The organism is Coleofasciculus sp. (assembly GCF_046539235.1).
GTDB lineage: Bacteria > Cyanobacteriota > Cyanobacteriia > Cyanobacteriales > Coleofasciculaceae > Coleofasciculus.
On record NZ_JBKHHI010000001.1, the window covers coordinates 26,528 to 48,478 of the forward strand.

Annotated in this window: 13 protein-coding genes; 10 read left to right on the forward strand and 3 right to left on the reverse strand. The window is 47.4% G+C overall.

Annotated features, from left to right (window positions below; all coding sequences use genetic code 11):
* Nucleotides 1–61 precede the first annotated feature (61 nt).
* Nucleotides 62–823, forward strand: coding sequence for a Uma2 family endonuclease (locus tag ACLFWI_RS00130; protein WP_446411213.1), 762 nt, complete (start codon nt 62–64; stop codon nt 821–823).
* Nucleotides 824–925: 102 nt separating this feature from the next.
* Here the strand turns inward: ACLFWI_RS00130 and gltB are convergent, their stop codons facing one another.
* Nucleotides 926–5,632, reverse strand: a complete 4,707-nt coding sequence (gene gltB, locus ACLFWI_RS00135; RefSeq protein ID WP_446411243.1) for a glutamate synthase large subunit — start codon at nt 5,630–5,632, stop codon at nt 926–928.
* 599 nt (nt 5,633–6,231) lie between these two features.
* Here gltB and ACLFWI_RS00140 point away from each other — a divergent pair.
* Both ACLFWI_RS00140 and ACLFWI_RS00145 read left to right on the forward strand, forming a co-directional pair.
* Nucleotides 6,232–6,498 (forward strand): AbrB/MazE/SpoVT family DNA-binding domain-containing protein, encoded by a 267-nt coding sequence (locus ACLFWI_RS00140; protein WP_044209065.1) that lies wholly within the window; start codon nt 6,232–6,234, stop codon nt 6,496–6,498.
* A complete protein-coding gene (locus tag ACLFWI_RS00145) occupies nt 6,495–6,875 on the forward strand; it encodes a type II toxin-antitoxin system VapC family toxin (protein ID WP_446408709.1) in 381 nt (126 codons plus the stop codon). Before ACLFWI_RS00140 ends, ACLFWI_RS00145 begins: the two co-directional genes overlap by 4 nt.
* Before the next feature lie 287 nt (nt 6,876–7,162).
* Here ACLFWI_RS00145 and ACLFWI_RS00150 read toward each other — a convergent pair whose 3' ends face one another.
* Entirely contained in the window at nt 7,163–12,436 is a 5,274-nt protein-coding gene (locus ACLFWI_RS00150) for a CHAT domain-containing protein (RefSeq protein WP_446411214.1), read from the reverse strand.
* Nucleotides 12,437–12,738: 302 nt separating this feature from the next.
* Nucleotides 12,739–13,335, reverse strand: coding sequence for a Uma2 family endonuclease (locus ACLFWI_RS00155; RefSeq protein ID WP_446411215.1), 597 nt, complete (start codon nt 13,333–13,335; stop codon nt 12,739–12,741).
* 499 nt (nt 13,336–13,834) lie between these two features.
* On the opposite strand from ACLFWI_RS00155, the gene ACLFWI_RS00160 reads away from it, so the two are divergent.
* The 7 genes from ACLFWI_RS00160 (at nt 13,835) to fusA (ending at nt 21,931) form a co-directional block, all read left to right on the forward strand.
* On the forward strand, nt 13,835–15,811 hold the full coding sequence (locus ACLFWI_RS00160) for a phosphodiester glycosidase family protein (RefSeq protein ID WP_446411216.1): 1,977 nt from the start codon (nt 13,835–13,837) through the stop codon (nt 15,809–15,811).
* Between the two features lie 343 nt (nt 15,812–16,154).
* Entirely contained in the window at nt 16,155–16,574 is a 420-nt protein-coding gene (locus ACLFWI_RS00165) for a phosphomannose isomerase type II C-terminal cupin domain (RefSeq protein ID WP_006103117.1), read from the forward strand.
* A gap of 135 nt (nt 16,575–16,709) precedes the next feature.
* Nucleotides 16,710–17,942 (forward strand): RNA-guided endonuclease InsQ/TnpB family protein, encoded by a 1,233-nt coding sequence (locus ACLFWI_RS00170; protein ID WP_446411217.1) that lies wholly within the window; start codon nt 16,710–16,712, stop codon nt 17,940–17,942.
* Nucleotides 17,943–18,119: 177 nt separating this feature from the next.
* Nucleotides 18,120–18,449, forward strand: coding sequence for a HesB/IscA family protein (locus tag ACLFWI_RS00175; protein WP_446411218.1), 330 nt, complete (start codon nt 18,120–18,122; stop codon nt 18,447–18,449).
* 177 nt (nt 18,450–18,626) lie between these two features.
* Nucleotides 18,627–18,998: a 30S ribosomal protein S12 gene (rpsL, locus tag ACLFWI_RS00180; protein ID WP_006103254.1), complete on the forward strand. Its 372-nt coding sequence runs from the start codon at nt 18,627–18,629 to the stop codon at nt 18,996–18,998.
* A 196-nt stretch (nt 18,999–19,194) separates the two neighbouring features.
* The gene (rpsG, locus tag ACLFWI_RS00185) at nt 19,195–19,665 is read left to right on the forward strand and encodes a 30S ribosomal protein S7 (protein WP_006103261.1); all 471 of its coding nucleotides are present in this window, start codon (nt 19,195–19,197) and stop codon (nt 19,663–19,665) included.
* 190 nt (nt 19,666–19,855) lie between these two features.
* Nucleotides 19,856–21,931, forward strand: a complete 2,076-nt coding sequence (gene fusA, locus ACLFWI_RS00190) for an elongation factor G (protein WP_446411219.1) — start codon at nt 19,856–19,858, stop codon at nt 21,929–21,931.
* The last annotated feature ends 20 nt before the right edge of the window (nt 21,932–21,951 follow it).

A 21,951-nucleotide genomic window follows, 5' to 3' on the forward strand; every position in this document is an offset into this window, starting at 1 on the left:
TTTCCTCACTGGTACGCTTAATCTTAGTAGCCTTAGATAGTCTTGAATGGAGAGTAGGGTTATGGTTTTTCGACTAGAGACGCAGACGAAAGAAGATGTCATTTACCCGGAAAGTGATGGTCAACCGATGGCAGACAATACCAAGCAATTTCGCTGGATTATGGTCATCTACTACAACTTAGAGTGGCTCTTCGCTGATGATGCCAATGTGTTTGTCGCGGGGGATTTGTTGTGGTATCCCGTTCAAGGAAATAATAAAATTCGTCAAGCCCCTGATGTGATGATTGTCTTTGGTGCTACCAAGGGTGATAGAGGTTCTTACCAGCAGTGGAATGAGGGGAATATCGCGCCGCAGGTGGTGTTTGAAATTCTCTCTCCTGGTAATACCTTAACGGAAATGAATAAGAAGCAGGTATTTTATGATCGCTACGGTGTTGAGGAATACTATCTGTACGACCCGAATAAAAATGATTTGAGTGGTTGGTTGCGTTCTGAGTCTCGTTTGGATGTAATTGATGAGATGAATAATTGGGTGAGTCCCCGACTAGGTATTCGCTTTGATCTGTCTGGGGAACAGTTGCAGCTTTATCGTCCTGATGGTAACCCATTTGCCAGTTATCTGGAGATTCAACGCCGCCTAGAAGAAACTCAGCTACGAGTCGAAGACGCTGAACAACGAGCAGAAGATGAACGGCAACGGGCAGAGGCTGAACGACAACGGGCAGAGGCTGAACGACAACGGGCAGAGGCTGAACGGCAACGAGCAGAAAGGTTGGCACAGCGGTTGAGAGAGTTGGGTATTGACCCGGAGCAGGTAGATTGATGGGACTGGGCTTTATTTGGCGTTGATTTTTGTTTATGAAAACGTAACGGTTCTAGCATTCGGGAACTGTAGAGACGTTGCAGGCAACGTCTCTACGAGGTTTTACTGAACTGGACTTAACTCCCGTTCTGCCACCGCATCGGGATTGGCTTCTGGGGTATCTTCTTCCGAGGGGGGCACGACTTGCCAGAATTTCGGTAAAAATTCCGACCAATTTGCCAGAATTGTCTTGGCTTTATCACTTCCGGTGCGGTCAACATGGGCTTGTATCAGGGCTTTTAGCTGCTGTTCCCCAGCCGATGTGGTTACCCGTTGCATCTTCACAATTTCGGGGTTGACTTTTTCTGGAAATTGTGCATCTTCATCCAAGAAGTAGGCTAAACCACCTGTCATCCCTGCACCCACATTGCGCCCAACATGACCTAAAACCACAATCACACCGCCTGTCATGTATTCACAGCAGTGATCGCCAGCGCCTTCAATCACGGCTTGACCTTTAGAATTGCGGACACCGAATCGTTCACCCGCCCAGCCATTGGCGAATAAAGTACCGCCTGTGGCACCGTAGAGGCAGGTATTACCGACAATCACATTTTCGGCGTGGTTGTAGGTGGCTTCAGTGGGGGGCGTGATAATAATTTCCCCCCCATGCATCCCTTTACCTACATAATCATTGGCTTCCCCAACTAGGTTTAGGGTGATTCCGGGCAGATTAAAAGCACCAAAGCTTTGTCCAGCTGCACCTTTGAAGTTGAGGTTAATCTGTCCGGTAAAGCCATTATTACCGTATTTTTTGGCGATCGCACCCGCTAGACGTGTCCCGACACTGCGATCGGTATTCAACACCGCTACGTCTTTGGTGATTGTACCGTGGTTAGCGATGCAGGCTTGAATCTCTGGATCAGATAATAATTGATCATCGAGAACAGATCCATTACTGTGAACCTCCTCATGGTTGAGGAAGGAACGATCCGTGCGCGTATCGGGTAAATCGGTTAAGCATTTCACCGATATCGTCGCCGTCTTAGTTAACGCGACATCTTGGCGTTGCTGCAATAAATCCGCCCGACCGATTACCTCGTCTAACTTACGATAGCCTAACCGTGCCAAGAGCGATCGCACTTCTTCGGCGACAAAGTAGAAGAAGTTGACTACATGATCGGGGATTCCGGTAAACCGCTTCCGCAAATGATCCTGCTGTGTCGCTACCCCAACTGGACAGTTATTCGTATGACAAATCCGCGCCATGATGCAGCCTTCCGCAATCATCGACACCGAACCAAAGCCATATTCTTCCGCACCCATTAACGCCGCCATCACCACATCCCAGCCGGTTTTGAAGCCGCCATCTGCCCGTAAAATCACGCGATCGCGCAATTGATTCCTCATCAGCGCTCGATGTACCTCGGTGACACCCAATTCCCAAGGAACACCCGCATGTTTAATCGAACTTAAGGGAGATGCGCCAGTTCCACCATCATGACCAGAAATTTGGATCACATCAGCATTTGCCTTTGCCACACCTGCTGCGATCGTACCAATGCCAATTTCTGCCACCAATTTTACCGACACCTTCGCCTCTGGGTTAATCTGATGCAAGTCAAAAATCAACTGGGCGAGGTCTTCAATCGAATAGATATCATGATGGGGGGGCGGTGAAATCAGCGGTACACCGGCTTTAGACCGTCGCAGCATAGCAATATAAGGACTCACCTTTTTCCCCGGTAACTGTCCCCCTTCTCCGGGTTTCGCACCCTGAGCCATTTTAATTTCCAATTGTTTGCCACTGATCAGGTACTCTGGCGTTACACCAAAGCGCCCTGAGGCTACCTGTTTGGTCGCAGAACTCGCTGTATCCCCATTCCGTAGTCCTTTAAGATGGGGCAATGTAGGCGAATTCCCCTGATTATCCACATCATCCAAGACTTTAAACCGAACTGGGTCTTCGCCCCCTTCACCGGAATTGGATTTCCCACCAATCCGATTCATGGCAATGGCTAAGGTTTCATGTGCCTCTCGTGACAAGGAACCCAAGGACATCGCCCCCGTACAGAAACGCTGGACAATATCCGCCACAGGTTCTACCTCTTCGATGGGGATGGGGACGCGATCGCTCCTGAAGTCTAGTAAATCCCGTAACGCCGTCACTGGGCGGTCTTCCAGGTATTTTTTATAGACATCATAATGGTCATAAGCGGTCTTTCCGTTGTCAGTTTTGCCGTTTCCGTTTTTAACCGATGAACCTTGACCATTAAAAGACGCCACGGCTTTATGCAGCGCCTTTGCCATCTCCGGGCTATTCATGTGATATTCCCCACCGGGACGATACTGGATAAAGCCAAAGTTTTCCAGTTTCTTACCCGTCAACTCCGGGAACGCCCGTTGATGGAAAGCAATCACTTCCTGTGCCAATTCTGCCAGATTCAAACCACCCAGGCGGGAGGTTGTACCGCGAAAGGCTAAATCTAATACCTCTGCACCAATTCCCAATGCCTCAAAAATCTGCGCCCCTTGGTAAGACGAGAGTAGGGAAATCCCCATTTTGGACAGGATTTTTAATAAACCCGCTTCCACCGCCTTACGGTAATTTTTCTGTGCCGCGTCAATGGTTAAAGGTTCAATTTTACCCCGATCCATCAATTTATGGGTCTTGGGATTCGACCACCACTGACGCACAGATTCCAATGCCAAATAGGGATGAATTGCCGAAGCCCCATACCCAATCAAACAAGCAAAATGATGGGTACTCCAACATTGCGCCGTTTCTACAACCAGGGAGGCTTTCATCCGCAATCCGTCGCGAATCAGATGATGGTGAACCGCCCCGACTGCCAATAGCGGCGGAATATAACTGGTATTTTCTCCTACACTTCCACCAATTTTATCGCTCAAAATCAGCACTTTTGAGCCAGATTTCACAGCTTGATCAGCTTGGTCACATAATCTGTCAATAGCGGCTTTTAACCCATCCGGACCAGCACTAATCTCAAATAAGGTGGAGAGTTCTGTTGTGGCAAACCCAGAGGTTTTTACCGCATTTAACTCGGCTTGATTCAGAACCGGGGTTTTCAGTTTCAGCAATTGGGCATACTCTGGTTTAGCCTCTAACAGATTCCCCCGTTGACCCAGTTCTATACTTAAGGACATCACCAGACTTTCCCGCAATGGGTCAATCGGTGGATTGGTTACCTGGGCAAAGCGTTGTTTAAAATAGTCATACAGCAGGCGCGGCTTATCGGAGAGGATAGCTAAGGGAATATCATCTCCCATACAGAACGTGGGTTCTTTCCCTTGAGTCGTCATCGGTTCCAGGATCATATCCAAATCCTCAGCCGTATACCCAAAGGCGGTTTGCTGCTGTAGCAAGGTTTGGGCGTCGAGTTGAGTTGAATCGGTAAACCCTTGAGGGGATAAAACCTGACGATGCTGTTTCAGCCAGTCCCCGTAGGGTAGCCGTTGGGCAACTCGCTGTTTGATGTCCCAGTTTTTGAGAATTTCGTGGTTGGCTAAATCCACAGCAATCATCTGTCCGGGTCCAAGTCTACCCTTTTCCACGATGTCCGCTTCGGGTAAATCTACGACACCCGCTTCTGATCCAACCACCACATAACCATTCCGGGTGATACTATAACGGGCAGGTCGCAATCCATTGCGGTCAAGGGTTGCACCCACAACTTGACCATCACTAAAGACTAACAGCGCCGGACCATCCCAAGGTTCTTGAACACCGCTGTAATATTCGTAAAAATCAACAATTTCCGGATGATCCTGCAAATCGGGCTGATTCTTATAGGCTTCGGGCACCATAATCATCAAGGCTTCCAAAGGACTACGACCCGATCGCACGAGTAGCTCAAATATATTATCCAGGGTAGCGGAGTCACTATTATCCGGATCAACGGTGGGCTTGAGATCTTCGATTTCACTCCCCCACACCGGATGCGATAAATCCGCTTCCCGCGCCTTCATCCAGTTAATATTACCCAGCAGGGTATTAATTTCCCCATTATGTCCCAATAACCGCATCGGTTGGGCTAGGGGCCATTTGGGTAGGGTATTGGTGCTAAAACGGCGATGATAGACGGCAAAGGGGCTTTGAAACTCAGGATGTTTTAAGTCCTGATAAAATTCACCCAGTACCGCAGAACGCACCATGCCTTTATAGACAATTGTGCGACTGGAGAGGGAGCAAATATATAAATCATCAGACCAATGCAGGGTGCCATTGGCTTCTAAAGCATTGCCAATGCGACGGCGGGTTTTATAGAGAAGACGTTCCCGATCATCTTCGCTTTGATTGGGGCAGCTAACAATAACTTGCTCAATGTGCGGTTGATTTTCTAGGGCTTGCGGTCCAACCACTGACTCGTTTAGGGGAACGACACGCCAACCCAATACGGTAAAACCGTCGTGTTTGAAGACGTCGGCAACAATGTGCCGCACTTTAGTCGCCAATGTCCCATCTTGGGGTAAAAATACCATACCCACCGCCAACTGTTCTGTTGGTGGCATGGTGATTCCTTGTTCCTCAAACCAAGATTTAAACAAACCCCAAGGAATAGCTGTCATCAAGCCAGCGCCATCACCCGAATCTCGGTCAGCGCTACAACCGCCGCGATGTTCTAAACAGGTTAATGCCGAAAGTGCCTGTTCAATCAGTTCATGGCTGGCGATACCTGCGACGGAGGCGATAAAGCCAACACCGCAAGCATCTCGTTCTTCCACCAACCATCGTTGTCCTGGATAGGCTACATCGTCTCGACTCCAAGATTGATGCTGTTGATTTGGGTTGATGCTCCTGTTTGTCATAAGATAGTTCCTAGTGTTATTGGTCATTGGTCACTGGTCATTCGTCACTAGAGGTAGGGGGGCAATGGGTATAAACCTTGAAACCCTTGTCTTATCGTTCGTTAGTTGTTCTCGCCCACTTTACGGTAACTAGAACTTGATTACCAGTACGGCAAAATCTCCGTTCTATCCAAGTTAGCTACGACATCGCCCGTTCCATTGCAAAACTGAAAAATAGAGAAATAATTGACGTTAATTCACTCTCTAGTCATCATTGTGTGAGTCATCTCGTGTCCAGTTGGCGTGGTTGTCCTAAATAGTTTTATATATACGGTTGGCAGACGGAGTAGCATCAGCCACTAAACTACAGACCCAGAAGGGTCAGCCACTTTGGTTCTCAAATGAAGCTCTTTAGATGGGGAGATTTATCTTAGCGAAAATACTTGACTCTGGCAATCCCTTATGCCATGAGTTTAAACTATTAACCGATTAATCGACCTAGCTGCAAACAATTTTATCTGGAGGAGCCAAGAGCATTGGTGTTTCCTTGCTCACTCTGGAGTAATGCCACATTTTACAATCCGTGGCATAGAATGAATAATGTGACACAAATAAAGCAGATGAGTGAACTATCCAAATCCGTAGAAGTACATTTGGGTCGTCAGGGGCGGTTAGTCATTCCGGCAGCATTGCGGCGATTGTTGGGGTTTGAGGAAGGGGATAAGCTAGTTGCCCGTGAGGAGGCGGGGCGGTTGGTGTTGGAAAAGCCAGAGGCGATTAAGCAAAAGTTGAAGGCACGGTTCGCACAGATACCCAAAAATCGCAGTTTGGTCGATGAGTTGATCGCTGAACGTCGCCAAGCCGCGAGAAAGGAAGAGACTGAATGACGGTAGTGTTGGACGCTTCAGCTTTGCTGGCTTATCTCAAGGGTGAGCCGGGAGAAGAGGTTGTAGATAGTGTGTTAACTGAGTCGGTGATATCCAGTGTGAACTGGGCGGAAGTCGTGCAGAAGGCGATCGCGGCTGGAGTCGAGGTGGATGGCATGGTGGATGATTTGCAGGCACTGGGGTTGACGGTAGAGCCGTTTACCCTGGAGGATGGGGAAATGGTAGGACGACTGTGGGAGTTAACGCGGCAAGCGGGATTATCTTTGGGAGATCGTGCCTGTTTGAGTCTGGGATGGCGATTGGGAGTTCGAGTTTTGACCTGCGATCGCGCCTGGGCTGCTCTCAATCTGTCTGTCGATGTGCAGGTGATTCGCTGATGAGCTATTCATTTCTATGGGATAGGTGTTGACCTAAGGGAGTCGATAATATTCCTAATATTTGGTTAACTTCTTTAATGAAGTAATCGTTTAAATCAATAAAAGCTGTTTGATCAACTAACTTGATAAACTTCCAAATCATTCCTGTCGTCACGGCACCCTAGATAGCATCAATTATCGTTAGGTTAAATGTTATTCTGACTTTGCTGAGGGTAGTAAAATCGCTGTACGCCATATTTATAAGCTTAAGATAGCTTTATCTCGTTTCAATAGAGTCATTGCCTGTTTTACCAAGGACTTCCGACTAACGTAAATGCACTCCAATAATACGGATGAGTAAGTTCCTTATCCGGTAATTCAGCCAACTGGGGTGGTAAAGGAAGGGTAAAATTCGGCGTAATCAGTTGACCCTTTTCGATTCGCACCTCACCCCGAATCATCGCTAACTGTGTTTGTCGTAATGCTTCAGCTTTAATCGGCGCTTGTTTTAAGTAGGAATAAAAGGTGGTCATTAATCCCAATGTCGCTTCATCGCTGACATACCAGAGACTTCCCACGGCAGATTTAACCCCCGCTTGTACTGCTAATCCGGTAAATCCTAACTCCGCCTCCTCATCCCCTAAAGCAGTGCGACAGGCGCTTAATACCATTAGTTCCACCGGGGGGTTATTTAATCCCAATCCTCGGATTTGGTCAAGGGCTAATTTTGTCTGCCAAAACTGAATATAAGAGTTTTCGGGTTTGCCGGATTTAAATTCACCATGGGTGGCTAGATGCAGGATGCCAAAGGGAGTTTGATTCCGAACTGTTTTCAACTGTTGGGGCGTGAATGTAGTATTGAGAAACGATTGACCTTGCCAGAGTTTCTCCGTAATTATTGATAACTCTACCGGAACGGCAGGTAAGGGATTTTGGTCGGTAAATTCGGATGCCCCCATCGCTAACACTTTCAGATTCTTTATATTCGCATAGCGAGTATCCGTCAAGGAAATACTGGGCATTAAATTAACATTGTATTTCTCCAAAAGAAACTCATTCCCATCATGCAAAATTGCCATGGGTAGGGAACGTAAACCACTATCGACGAGAAGGGAAATAGTATCAATTTGGTGGGTATTTAACTCCGATTCAATGGGAGCAACTAACCATTGATAAAGCTGTTGTGCCGCCGGGAGGTAAGGGCGAGGAATGCGAATATCAGTGACAGCGCGACGTAACTGTTGACTGGTTTGGAGAACTTTTTCTCGTGTTGCACCCGGTATAGGACGGCGTATGGGTTGCCCTTCAGCGGTAACAATAATTAATTCTAGTTGATCCTGACTGCTGTCGCGTCCACTTTCCGGCGTTTCTAGTTTTTTGTTGAGATTTAATCCTGGAGTTGGTGTTAGTGAGGGGGCGTTACTAGGAACAAAAACAGCATAGAGTAGTGCAGGTTTAGTTCCCGTTTCTTGTTCAATGCGGCGGAGGATGGCTTGGGATTCGGCTTGGTTGGTCGTTGGAGTATCGGAAAACCCTAAATAATCCTCATACTGACGAGTCAAATATTCCTCAATTTCTGCCACAATATCGAGTTTTAGGTCAGGAATTTGAGCTTGGACTATTGGGGGTGGGTTTTGGGGCAATTGGAGTAGGTTGACGGGATTAATCGTTGAATTCGGGGACGAGTCATTGATGGGATTGACAGGATTAATTATTGGATTGGCAGATGATTCATTGATGGGATTGACAGGATTAATTGTTGGATTGCCAGACGAGTCATTGATGGGATTGACAGGATTAATCGGTTGAGGAGTTGAGGGGGATTGGGGTTCGGGTTGAGGAGTTAATGGCGGTTGAGTTGGGTTATCTGTGTTGGTTAAATCAAAGGGTGTCAACTGTAAACCGTTAGCGGTAGCGATGACTTGATAGTTGCCCGCAATTGTATTTGCCGTTACCGGATTCTCGGCGATACCTTGAGGATTGGTGAGGACGGTTGTCCCGTTACCCAAACTGCCTGATGCACCACTCGATGGAGCATTGAACCTGATAGGAACACCTGGAATCGGCTGATTAGCAAAGTTCTCTAATACTTGCACAGTCAATGAGTCAGCAAAAGCCGTATTGACTAGTGTACTTTGAGGTGAACCTGTGACATTTAAAGTAAAGCCTTGGGACTCAAATGCACCAATATCAACGAGGTCATTAATAATGCGGATTCCTCCTCGTTGGTCAGTCGTTATACCAGCAGGAATATTAGCATTATTCCCCGCATCTAGGGCGGGACTCCCTGGAACGAGAGCATGGGTTTGAGTTGAGCCGCCATTGTCAGCTAAGGGAGCAAGAATTTGGTTGATAGTAGTGATACCTAAACTGGCAAAAGTGAGGTCACTCCCTGTACCGATAGTACCGTTTGCGCCTGTGGGGTCGCCGATGAGGTTATTCGCATCACCATTAATAGTAGCTCTACCTGAAACATCAGGGTGAATCCTACCGCCGAGATCAAAATTACCGGCAACAATGCTGTTGCGGATGGTTAAAGTGTTGCCGCCCAAAAGAGTTGAATTATAGATACCACCGCCATCTCCTATCCCATTGCCATTGGATTCGGCTGTGTTATTGGTGATAGTGCTGTTAATGATTGTGCCGCCACCACGGGTGTTAATACCGCCGCCGTCACCTGTTGCTATATTGCCACTTATGGTGCTGTTGATAATGGTTACTCCACTGCTGCTGAAAAGACCGCCGCCAAATCCGCTGAAAAGACCGTCGCCAGATCCGCTTGCCGAATTTCCATTGACAGTGCTGTTGGTCAGGGTTACGGTATCTGCGCTGCGAATGCCACCACCAAGATTGTCACTCACAGTGCTGTTTTCCAGTAGCATCGCACCATTAGCGAGAATGCCACGAACAGAATTACCCCTTACCGTACTGTTATTGAGAGTGACTGTACTCTGGATGCTGCGAATGCCGTAACGGGAATTTTCACTCACAGTGCTGTTGTTGAGTGTCACCGCACGCCCAGCTAAAATGCCAAAAGCCAAATTATTACTCACACTGCTATTGTTGAGTGTTACTACATCTACTCGGCTATAAATGCCGTCACTGGAATTGTCATGCACAGTACTGTCAGTTAGAGTCACTGCACCGTGAGCGTCTATACCGTCACCAGAATTATTATTCACAGTGCTGTTGGTCAGAGTTACAGCATCTGTGCTGCGAATGCCGCCACCAAGATTGTCACTCACAGTGCTGTTTTCCAGTAGCATCGCATCACTACTGGTAATGCCACGACCAGAATTACCCCTCACCGTACTGTTATTGAGAGTGACTGTACTATGGATGCTGTGAATGCCTTCACGGGAATTTTCACTCACAGTGCTGTTGTTGAGTGTCACCGCACCCGAAGCGTAAATGCCAAAAGCCAAATTATTACTCACACTGCTATTGTTGAGTGTTACTACATCTACTCGGCTATAAATGCCGTCACTGGAATTGTCATGCACAGTACTGTCAGTTAGAGTCACTGCACCGTGAGCGTCTATACCGTCACCAGAATTATTATTCACAGTGCTGTTGGTCAGAGTCACTGTACCAATGCTGCGAATGCCATGACGAGAATTATTACTCACAGTGCTGTTTTCCAGTAGCACCGCACCATCACTAGCTATACTACCAGCAGAAATGCCGTCACCGGAATTGTCACTCACAGTACTGTCAGTCAGACGTAGCGTTCCCGGTCCAATACCCCAAGCTATACCACCTGCGCCGAGACTAACACCATTACGAATCGTCAAGGTATCCATAGTGACATTGCCATCCCCCGTAATATCGAAAATACGGAAATTGGGCGTTCCGGCGACAGTACTGCGTTCAACAATCACATTACTCGCACCACCGGAATTACCGTCAATTATCAAATCCCCATTCCTGGTATCAATAAATAACTCATCGGATGTCAGCGTTACTTCAGTTAACCCAGGTATAAAGCGAATCTGATCATCTCCATCAGCAGCATTAGCATTCAGAAGCGCTTGTCGCAGTGAACCTATCCCAGCATCATTCCCATTGGTAGTTGTAAATACCTGTAACGTATCCCCATAATTCGCCAACACACTCCCCTCAAACGGTGCAGTCGCCTGAATCTCCCCCACACTCCGTTCTAACTGCCAATCTCCCCCGAAGCCAGTCAAATTCGTAGAACCCGCCACATCTGCCCCTGTGTAACTTGCCAGGGTATTCAGCAAAGCGTCACCACTACTCCCCAATGCCACAAAACAGGCATAGAGTAAAATATCTGCCCCTACATTCAATCCCTGATTCCACGTCGCCATTTGAAGTTGATATTGACGGATCGTATTACTATCGACAAAGGCGTTCCCTAACCAGAAATTCCCCTCACTCCCTTCTGAGACAATATGCAGCGCATCGACTAAACTCAGTCCTGGCGTGGTTAGAGTTTCAGTAATCCTCTCAACGCCATTTTCATTCGGCGTAACCACCACCGTTGTGGTTCCCGCCTCACCCCCGAAGAGTAAATCACTGTAATTAGGGACAGTCGCATCTAGGAAAATGTAGTGGTTAGCATCCGTTGGATTAGCGGCAAACCGGGTAACGGTAGGGGCGCTGTATTCCCCGTTATGAGTGCGAATTAAGGTTTCTGGATTGCCAACGGGGTTAACCTGATTCGCCGCCGCCAGATGAACTTGATTCCCCTCAACTTGACCCGCAATCGTCACATGACCTGCCGTATCTAGGGGACTGTTGGTATCTGTTAACCTGAGTTCATCGTTGGCATCAACACTGATTCCTGTGTCGTCTTGCAGATTGGAACCTGTGAGTAACCGGGCTAAGTCTGTCGCCTGAATACCACTCTCCAAATCAGCCGGACTAATTTCTAAACCCAACACCATTCCCGCTTGGTTAATCCTGACGGTTTTATTTTCAGGGACAGCCGTAATCGTAATCGTCCCATTAGCAGTGCTGAGGGTTCCAGTATTAATCACACTGCTACCGATGAGTGCCAAATTTCCCTGGTTCAGTTCAACTTCAGCCGCGTTGACGATACTGCCATTATCACCTGTAAAAATAAATTGATTGGGCGCACCCAACAGATTTTGATAGTTAACATTACCTGTCGCCGGAAAGAAGCCACTCTCAAAACCAATGGCGTCGGCGGTGGTGACGGTTAAACTGCCAGGAATGTTAAAACTTGCCCCTTGAGTAAACACAATCCCGGCGGGGTTCATCAGCAGCAGGTTACTATTACCCCCAGTGACTTGCAGTAAACCTTGGATAATCGAAGGGTTTCCCCCAGTAACTCGCCCGAAGATCGTTTGGATATTGGGATTGGAGAGAAAGTTGGCAATTTCGTTGGGTGAGAGTCCGAGTTCCCCAAAGGAGTGGAATATTTTAGAGTCAACTTGTGTACCCCCCGTAATCGTGTAGGTGTTGCCCTCCTGTTGAACAATCGTACCCGTGTCATCAGCGGCTGGCGTGATAGATTGGGCAAGGGTTTGGGGCGCAAGGGTAGTTAGTCCCACCAGGGGGAGGAAGGCAATAGCGATGCTGCGGCGATCTACCATGAGGTTTGGGGAACCTTTATTCAGATTATTCAGAGGGGAATTCCTATTATTCTCTCACAAGAGTAGGATATTTGGGAGATTCAGGGATGCCTGTCACCAATAAATTTAGCCCAACAAAAGGGAATATATCTCTAGGCGATCAGGCTTTGGGTAGAATAGCTTACTTCATGGTCTCACGCGATCGCTAAAATCTTGCCCCACTTTTCTGTACCCGATGCGACTGATTCAACCTGTGCGATCGCGAATTCTTCTATAGCTACAGGCGGACACATTTTCCCATGATAAAACTATACCATAAAACGTTAGTTTTGCAGCGCCTTTTGAAAAGTTTTAATGGCATCCACATGATTCACCATAGTGATGCAACGCAACAACAAATCCAGATCAATTCCTTTTACTTCTTCACTACTCTTAATCTGTTCATAGTGAAGTGTCTTTCCCTCACCTCGCAGGTGATAAAGTTCCAACACCCCATCTTCCCAAAACCAAACTTCCTTGATCTTCAGCCGCTTATAGATCTCCAACTTGTTGATACCGCCACTGGTAAACACCACCTCAATCGCCAGATCAGGATTGGTTCGACCCGGCGCTAGTTTATAGGATTCATCAGCTTCTCGCTTGACGGCAACTCCTTCACTTTCCAACGTCATTGAACCAGTTGGAGTAAAGTCAAATTCTGCCATCAACAGGTAAAACTCCAACAATGCACCGATTCTTTCTTTAACCGTTTGGTGGGGTTCTCCAGGCATTCGTCGTATCTCCAAAACTCCATCTAAAAAAGAAAGTCGATATCCTGGGCGGTCTAACAATTGCTCAACGGCTTTGAACTCTCGCCATGTCATTCCCTCAAACAAAAGCGGGGATTCCTTTTTGGGTGTTGCGATTGTGGCTAAAGTCATTTGAGTCTCCCGTTTTTTTTGATTATAAATCAACTCAAAACTGGACAGGTTTACTACCTACCCTTTCTTTTAAAGTCAATGACTATTTTAACTTGAAAGCCAAGGTTAACTGGAACTTTTGAGCCGAGATTGCTGTCAATAGCAAAACAGCCGATGTATAGCCCTACGGGGATACGTTAGGACATTCCCCTGTTGCCTATTGCCTATTGCCTGTTGCCTTTTCACCCAATTGTATTGTCCTAACCTTAATGCGTAGTGCTATAGAGTTTAGCCTGAATTGTTAAACTAATTTTTTGAATAGACCTACAATACAGGAATTAGTTTATCGGTATGGTTAAATGTTAATTCATCTCACACCAAAGCCAAGATTATGACAAAGGTCTTCTCACGGAATAAAGCCAAAATTGTGATAGGACTCTTAGCAATTTGTACTTCATGCCTAGGTTTAACCGCTAAACGTGTTAGTTGTGCGGAATCCCTAGTAATAGAGAGTCTAACCATGGGGGAAATTCTGCAACGTTTAGTTGTTCAGTCAACCCTTGAACTCGATCGCGAATGGGTAGAAGCTGAAGCCGCTACTTCCTCGCCTCAGACTCATAGATTAGCTCAAACCCCTACTCAAGTCGTTGGCACAGGGACAAAACTCTTATTAAATGGTCGTATTGTACCCCTTGCTTGGAAACAGTGGCAGGTTGGGGGAGTCATTCGCACAGGTATCAGTGATGTAGGAGTTCAACAACTCTTCGGACTAGAATTGTTGAGTACCCGCAATTGGACGCGACAACCGATACAGTGGTTTTCTAATCCCCTGAGTACGCCTCTCGTTTTCGTGGCTCACCATCGTGATGCTTATCGCTATTTAGATGTTACAGAGTTTGCTCAACAGGTGGGATGGCAATTTCAAGGTCAAGGAGATACATTAGCGTTAACCTCTATACCCGCACGATTAGACAGTATCCGACAAGAGACGCAGCTATGGGGGTTTAGAATTGTCCTTGATTTAGATCGTCCCACACCTTGGCAAGTGAGCAGAAGTCCTGGTGAAGGGGCGATTATCTTAAACGCGATCGCGAATCCCTCTGTGATTGAACAGTTTACTCCACCTCCGGCGGTGGAAGATGAGGGAGATGAGACAGATAACTCCACACTCAACACCCAACACTCAAAACTTAGTCAGGGCGGGTTTAGTCACATCCGGGTGAAGCAAGAAATGATAGTAGTAAAACCCGCCCCTACACAATCAACACTTAAAACGTCCCCAATTGAGGGGGATGAGAAAAACAATGCAGCGCCGGAGAATCAACCGATTATCCGCGTTGAAACCACTCAAACCCAAACCACTATCGGCGTTTCGATTCCAGATGATCTACGGTTACACGTCTTTAGTTTACCCAACCCCAATCGCTTAGTTATCGAACTTCGTCCCAATGCCATGGTGGAAAAAGACATTCTGTGGGCGCCTGGTATTTGGTGGCGTCAGCGGACTGCGACTCTGGCTGATACTCAATTTCCTGTGGTGTGGCTAGAGGTTGATCCCAAAAATCCGCAAGTCAAGCTGAAACCGATTTGGAGTAATCCCACAACTCAAGTGGGAACCGCCCCCCTGATTAAAACCGCGCAGTTGTGGAAAGCTGCGGCTGCAATTAATGGTGGCTTCTTTAACCGCAATAATCAATTACCATTAGGTGCGATCCGCCGGGATGGATATTGGTATTCTGGACCGATTCTCAACCGAGGTGCGATCGCGTGGACTGATCAGCATCAATTTAAATTTGGACGCCTTAGCCTCCAGGAAACCTTAATTACCGCTAATGGAGAACGGTTTCCGAGTCTATTTCTGAATAGTGGTTATGTGCAAGCCGGGATATCTCGCTATACCCCAGCTTGGGGCGTAACCTATACCCCTTTAACCGATAATGAAGTGATTTGGGTGGTGCAGAATAACCAGATTACGGCTCAATTACCTGGAGGAGTCGCTGGAGAGGAATCCTTTGTCATTCCAGTTAATGGTTATTTGCTTACCAACCGAGGGCATGATCCCAGTGCGATCGCGCAATCACTCACCCTTGGCACAACCGTTCAGATTGAACAGAAAACCTTGCCCATTGAGTTTAACAATTATCCTCATATCCTGGGTGCAGGTCCGTTGTTACTGCAAAATCGCCAAATTGTGTTAGATGCCAAAGCCGAAAAATTTAGTGATGCCTTTGCTCAACAATCTGCCATTCGCAGTGCGATCGGAATCACAGCAAATGGCACGCTAATTATTGCCGCTATCCATAATCGTGTCGGTGGCAGAGGACCCAACTTAACTGAAACGGCGCAGTTGATGCAACAACTGGGAGCGGTTGATGCGCTCAATCTCGATGGTGGCAGTTCTACTGGACTCTATTTGGGGGGTCATCTTCTAGATCGTTCTCCTCATACAGCCGCCCGGGTTCACAATGGTTTAGGACTCTTCCGACCCTATAAGTAGGTGGACACAATAAAAGCTAACGGTGGAGATTGTCATTTGTCATTCGTCCTGTGTCCTTTGTCAGGGTTTGAGGCTTATTTACAAAACTTAATAAGTGTACCATTTTCTGTTGTCCGACTCCTTTCTTAAAGTTTCGATAAAGCTCAAGCCTCTCAAGCCTCTAAATGTGAAGACTTCCTACAATTTGACGAATCCAGCCTCTAATGTGTGCAAAATCTAAGCTGAATTTGCTAATGTTGATTGTGGTTAGGTTTTGTGTTGTTGAGAACCTGGCAATAGCTAAAAAGCCGATAAAACGTTTTTACACACGATTAATGTCGTAACTATTTTCAGGAGAAATACTATGGTTCAGCAAGCAGTTCCTCAAGATTCGGCGATCACCCTACCCAGATCGTTGACTGCCGAAGGCGCTGCCGCTACAGAACTAAGACCTTGGGGTTCATTTACTGTTCTGGAAGAGGGGCGAGGATACAAAATTAAGCGTATTGAGGTGAAGCCGGGTCATCGCCTCAGTCTGCAAATGCACTACCATCGTAGTGAACACTGGATTGTTGTCAGTGGCATGGCGAAGGTTATTTGCGGGGATAAGGAATTATTGATTCATCAAAATCAGTCCAGCTACGTTCCTCAAGGACATGCTCATCGCCTAGAAAATCCGGGTGTCATTCCGCTGGTATTAATTGAAGTACAGAATGGCGAGTATCTTGGCGAAGATGACATTATTCGCTATGAAGATGACTACGCTCGCAGCGAGTCCACCTGACAATAGGTTAGATTGTCTGAAGTAGCTAAGATTGCTTACCTGTGCTTTACCGAAATTAATGGGTCTAAAGCCCCGTCCTTCTAGGACGGCTTTTTATCTAAAGTTTGCTTCCCTGCGAATAAGCTCCCTGTAAATATGAAAAGCCGATACCAGTACCGATGTTATCCCACCCCTGGTCAGCGTCAATCATTGGCGCGGTTGTTTGGGTGTGTTCGGGTGGTCTGGAATGATGCGTTGGCGATGTGCAAGCAGTCAGACAAATTGCCGAAAAACAATGAACTTCAAAAGCTGTGCATCACCCAGGCTAAGAATACTGAGGATAGGGAATGGCTAAAGCAGGTGTCGGCTATTCCCTTGCAACAATCGGTTGCGGATTTAGGTGTAGCCTTTAAAAACTTCTTTCAATCCCGGTCTGGCAAGCGCAAAGGGAGAAGGGTCAACCCGCCACGGTTTAAGCGACGAATCAACCGCCAGACGGCACGGTTCACCCGAAATGGTTTCAAGGTCAAGACCTCCAAGGTCTACCTAGCCAAGATTGGGGACATTAAGGTCAAGTGGTCGCGTCCTTTGCCGTCCCAACCCAGTTCGGTCGCGGTGATTAAAGATTGCGCGGGCAGATATTTCCTCAGTTTTGTCGTCGAGGTAGAGCCGGAAATTGAACCGCCCAGGAACCCATCCATCGGGATTGATTTAGGATTAAAGACGTTTGCTTCCTGTAGTAATGGGGATAAAGTTGATAGCCCGGATTATTCCCGACTCTACCGCCAACTGAAACGATGCCAACGGCGGTTAGCCAAGCGTGAACGGGGCAGCAAACGGCGTGAACGGATGCGGGTTAAGGTCGCCAAACTCAATGCCCAGATACGGGATAAGCGTAAAGACTTTCTGCACAAATTGTCTACCAAGGTAATCAACGAGAACCAAGTGATTGTCTTGGAGGATTTAAATGTTGGTGGTATGCTCAAAAACCGCAAATTATCACGGGCAATTAGCCAAGCTGGGTGGTATAAATTCCGGTCATTGTGTGAGGGGAAAACCTGTATTCAAAACCGGGACTTCCGAATCATCAGCCGATGGGAACCCACCAGCCAAGTTTGCTCTGAATGTGGGTATCGGTGGGGCAAATTAGACCTATCGATCAGAACAATCGTCTGTATCAATTGTGGTGTAGAGCATGACCGGGATGATAATGCCTCGGTCAATATTGAACAAGCTGGACTCAAGGCGAAGTCTTGTCAAGAAGTCGGGGTCGGGCAGACCCACGACGTTAAATGGACGGGGAGCGCGTGTAAGACCTCGGATGAGGCAGTGTGTGGAGAACCGTCAACCCACCGAGAGTACGTACAATTAAAATTGTTCGACTGGTAGGAATCCCCGTGCGTTCACGCCGGGGAGGATGTCAATAGCTTGACGCCAAATTTGCTCCTCCCTAATACTAGGGGAGGAAATTTTTTTGCCCCAGGTGACGAAAGTTCTCATCGTCATCAATAGAAGGAGTTTTTGAGAATTGCCTGTCAAGGTGATTTCTGATCCAGGACAAAACCAATGATTACACTGAGTCAAGCGGCGATCGCTGAAATTAGACGCCTGCAAACCAAGCGCCAGCAACAGCAAGCTCGATTACGCTTAGGCGTGAAGCCAGGAGGATGTGCCGATTTATACTATACTCTGGAGTTTGATCATGCCGTCAGAGCGAGCGATCGCGTCTATGAGTGTCAGGGCATCGTCGTTGTCGTGGATGAGGCAAGTATTAAGCATTTAACGACCCTCACCTTGGATTATTCCGAAGATCTCATGGGCGGTGGGTTTCGCTTTGATAATCCAAATGCCATTGAATCCTGTGGCTGCGGAAACTCATTTCGAGTCAAAGCGTGAGGAATGCTCCTCGGCGTAAGGAGTAATTAAAGGACAAAGGACGTAGCTTGCTTCTCGCTTGGGCGAGTATGACCAAAGACAAACGACCAAAAAATTGACATTGTTGCCTAAAAGTCAGTACAATCAGAATTTGTCAATACTTGCAAACGATTCAAGGAATATCACACGCCTTAACTCATGCCCACTATCCAGCAGCTTATTCGTAGCGAACGTGCCAAAATTAAGGCGAAAACCAAATCGCCGGCACTGAAACAATGCCCACAACGGCGGGGTGTTTGCACCCGCGTCTACACGACAACCCCCAAGAAACCGAACTCAGCCCTGCGGAAAGTGGCGAGGGTACGTCTGACCTCGGGTTTTGAAGTGACGGCGTATATTCCAGGGATTGGTCATAACCTTCAAGAACACTCGGTCGTCATGATTAGAGGAGGACGGGTTAAAGATTTACCCGGAGTTCGATATCACATTATTCGAGGAACTCTAGATACGGCGGGTGTGAAAGATCGCAAGCAAGGTCGTTCCAAGTACGGAACCAAGCGTCCTAAGTAAACCAAGAGAGCTTTTCTAAATCTGCCAAAACCCTGCTAGACTTAACCCATAGCGGTTTGTTTTGGGTAACTTGATCAGGAAAATAGGGAGATGAAGTGGCTTGTTTTTTCAAGCAACTCCTCAAGCTGGAGAAAAAATAATCAGTTCCAGGATAAATAGTTAAATTTGCCGTGTATGTATTTTGTAAAGGCTGACTATGTCTCGTCGTACAGTTGTTAAAAAGCGCCCAGTCCCCCCTGACCCGGTTTATAACAGCCGTCTGCTTAGTATGATGGTGCGCCGGATTATGCATCATGGGAAAAAATCAGTAGCATCTCGGATTATCTATGACGCCTTCAAAATTATTGAAGAACGCACCGGAAAGGAACCGCTAGAGGTATTTGAAGAAGCGGTACGGAATGTCACTCCTTTAGTAGAAGTGAAAGCCCGTCGGGTGGGAGGGGCAACCTACCAAGTTCCCATGGAAGTCCGCTCAGAACGCGGAATAACATTAGCCATGCGCTGGCTGATCCAGTTTTCCCGGAGTCGTCCAGGGAGAAGTATGGCGAGTAAATTCGCAAATGAGCTGATGGATGCGGCAAATGAAACAGGGAATGCCATTCGTAAGCGGGAAGAAACCCATCGGATGGCAGATGCCAATAAAGCGTTTGCTCATTATCGCTACTAATTCAGTAAGCTGATGACTGACAGCGCTAAGGAGGCTAAGGTTTAATTCGGCGTTCCGTGAGGAATAAAGTCGCTGGCTGGCTTTTTGAGGAACAATTAGGACAAATCCCTAAAAAGTTAAACAAAGTATAGAATTGTAAAGAGATAGCAACGCAACGTGTAAACTTGCGGCACAGACGAAGGAGGTAGCTGTGGCACGTACCATCCCGCTTGAGAAAATACGCAATATCGGGATTGCCGCCCACATTGATGCGGGCAAGACAACAACAACAGAACGAATTCTGTTTTACTCAGGAATCGTTCATAAACTAGGCGAAGTCCATGAAGGGACAGCCGTGACCGACTGGATGGAGCAAGAGCGGGAACGGGGAATTACAATTACTGCTGCTGCCATCAGCACGAACTGGCTGGATCACCGAATTAACATCATTGATACACCGGGTCACGTAGACTTCACAATTGAAGTTGAGCGTTCGATGCGGGTTTTAGATGGTGTAATTGCTGTGTTCTGCTCAGTGGGAGGTGTCCAGCCCCAATCGGAAACCGTGTGGCGTCAAGCAGATCGCTACAAGGTGCCGAGGATTGCCTTTGTCAACAAGATGGATCGCACGGGTGCTAACTTTTTCAAAGTATACGATCAACTCCGCGATCGGCTGCGTACCAATGCGGTTGCCATCCAAATTCCCATCGGCAGTGAAAGTGATTTCCACGGGATTGTCGATCTTGTGCAAATGCGTGCCCGGATTTATACCAATGACCTGGGTACGGATATGCAAGACACCGAAATCCCCCAAGAGGTTCAAGAGCTAGCCCAAGAGTACCGAGTCAAGCTGATCGAAGCTGTAGCTGAGACCGATGAAGCGCTCTTAGAAAAATATCTGGCAGAAGAAGAACTCACCGAAGACGAAATTCGCTCTGCCCTGCGTAAAGGTACAATTGCGGGAACAATTGTGCCGGTGCTGTGTGGTTCAGCCTTCAAAAATAGAGGAGTACAGTTACTCCTTGATGGAGTGGTAGACTATCTACCCTCTCCGCCGGAAGTTCCGCCAATTCAGGGACTATTGCCAGATGGGACACCGGACAAGCGACCAGCAGATGATGAAGTACCCCTATCGGCGCTGGCATTTAAAATCATGTCAGACCCTTATGGTCGTTTAACCTTCATGCGGGTCTACTCCGGAGTTCTGCAAAAAGGTAGCTATATTCTCAACTCCACCAAAGATCAGAAGGAGCGGATCTCCCGGCTGATTATTTTGAAATCCAACGAGCGTATTGAGGTCGATGAGCTACGAGCTGGCGATCTCGGTGCGGCAATTGGTCTCAAGCAAACAACCACGGGTGATACAATTTGTGGCGAAGAAGCCCCGATTATTTTGGAATCGCTTTATATTCCAGAGCCGGTGATTTCGGTAGCCGTAGAACCCAAAACCAAGCAGGACATGGAGAAGCTTTCCAAAGCACTCCAAGCCTTATCGGAAGAAGATCCGACATTCCGGGTCAGTATCGACCCAGAAACCAATCAAACCGTGATTGCGGGAATGGGTGAACTTCACCTGGAAATTCTGGTTGATCGGATGCTGCGGGAGTTCAAGGTTGAAGCGAATGTGGGTGCCCCTCAGGTGGCTTACCGAGAAACCATTCGCAAATCCGTGCAAGCAGAAGGCAAGTTCATCCGTCAAAGTGGCGGTAAAGGTCAGTACGGTCATGTCGTCATTGAATTGGAGCCAGGTGAATCCGGTAGTGGGTTTGAATTTGTCTCCAAGATTGTTGGTGGTTCCGTACCGAGAGAATTTATTTCCCCGGCTGAGCAGGGTATGAAAGAAGCCTGCGAATCGGGTATCCTAGCTGGGTATCCCCTCATTGATGTCAAAGCCACATTAGTTGATGGTTCGTACCACGATGTTGATTCTTCGGAAATGGCGTTCAAAATTGCTGGTTCGATGGCAATTAAAAACGGCGTAACGAAGGCTGCACCCGTGTTACTCGAGCCTATGATGAAAGTGGAAGTTGAAGTGCCTGAAGACTTTCTCGGAGATGTCATGGGCGATCTCAACTCCCGCCGTGGTCAAATTGAAGGGATGGGTACTGACGAAGGTATTGCCAAAGTTTCTGCTAAAGTTCCATTAGCCGAGATGTTTGGTTATGCTACGGATATCCGGTCAAAAACCCAAGGTCGAGGTATCTTCTCAATGGAGTTTAGCAACTATGATGAAGTGCCTCGTAACGTGGCTGAAGCTATCATTGCTAAGAGCAAAGGGAACGCATAACTAAGAAAAGGAAAACGTAA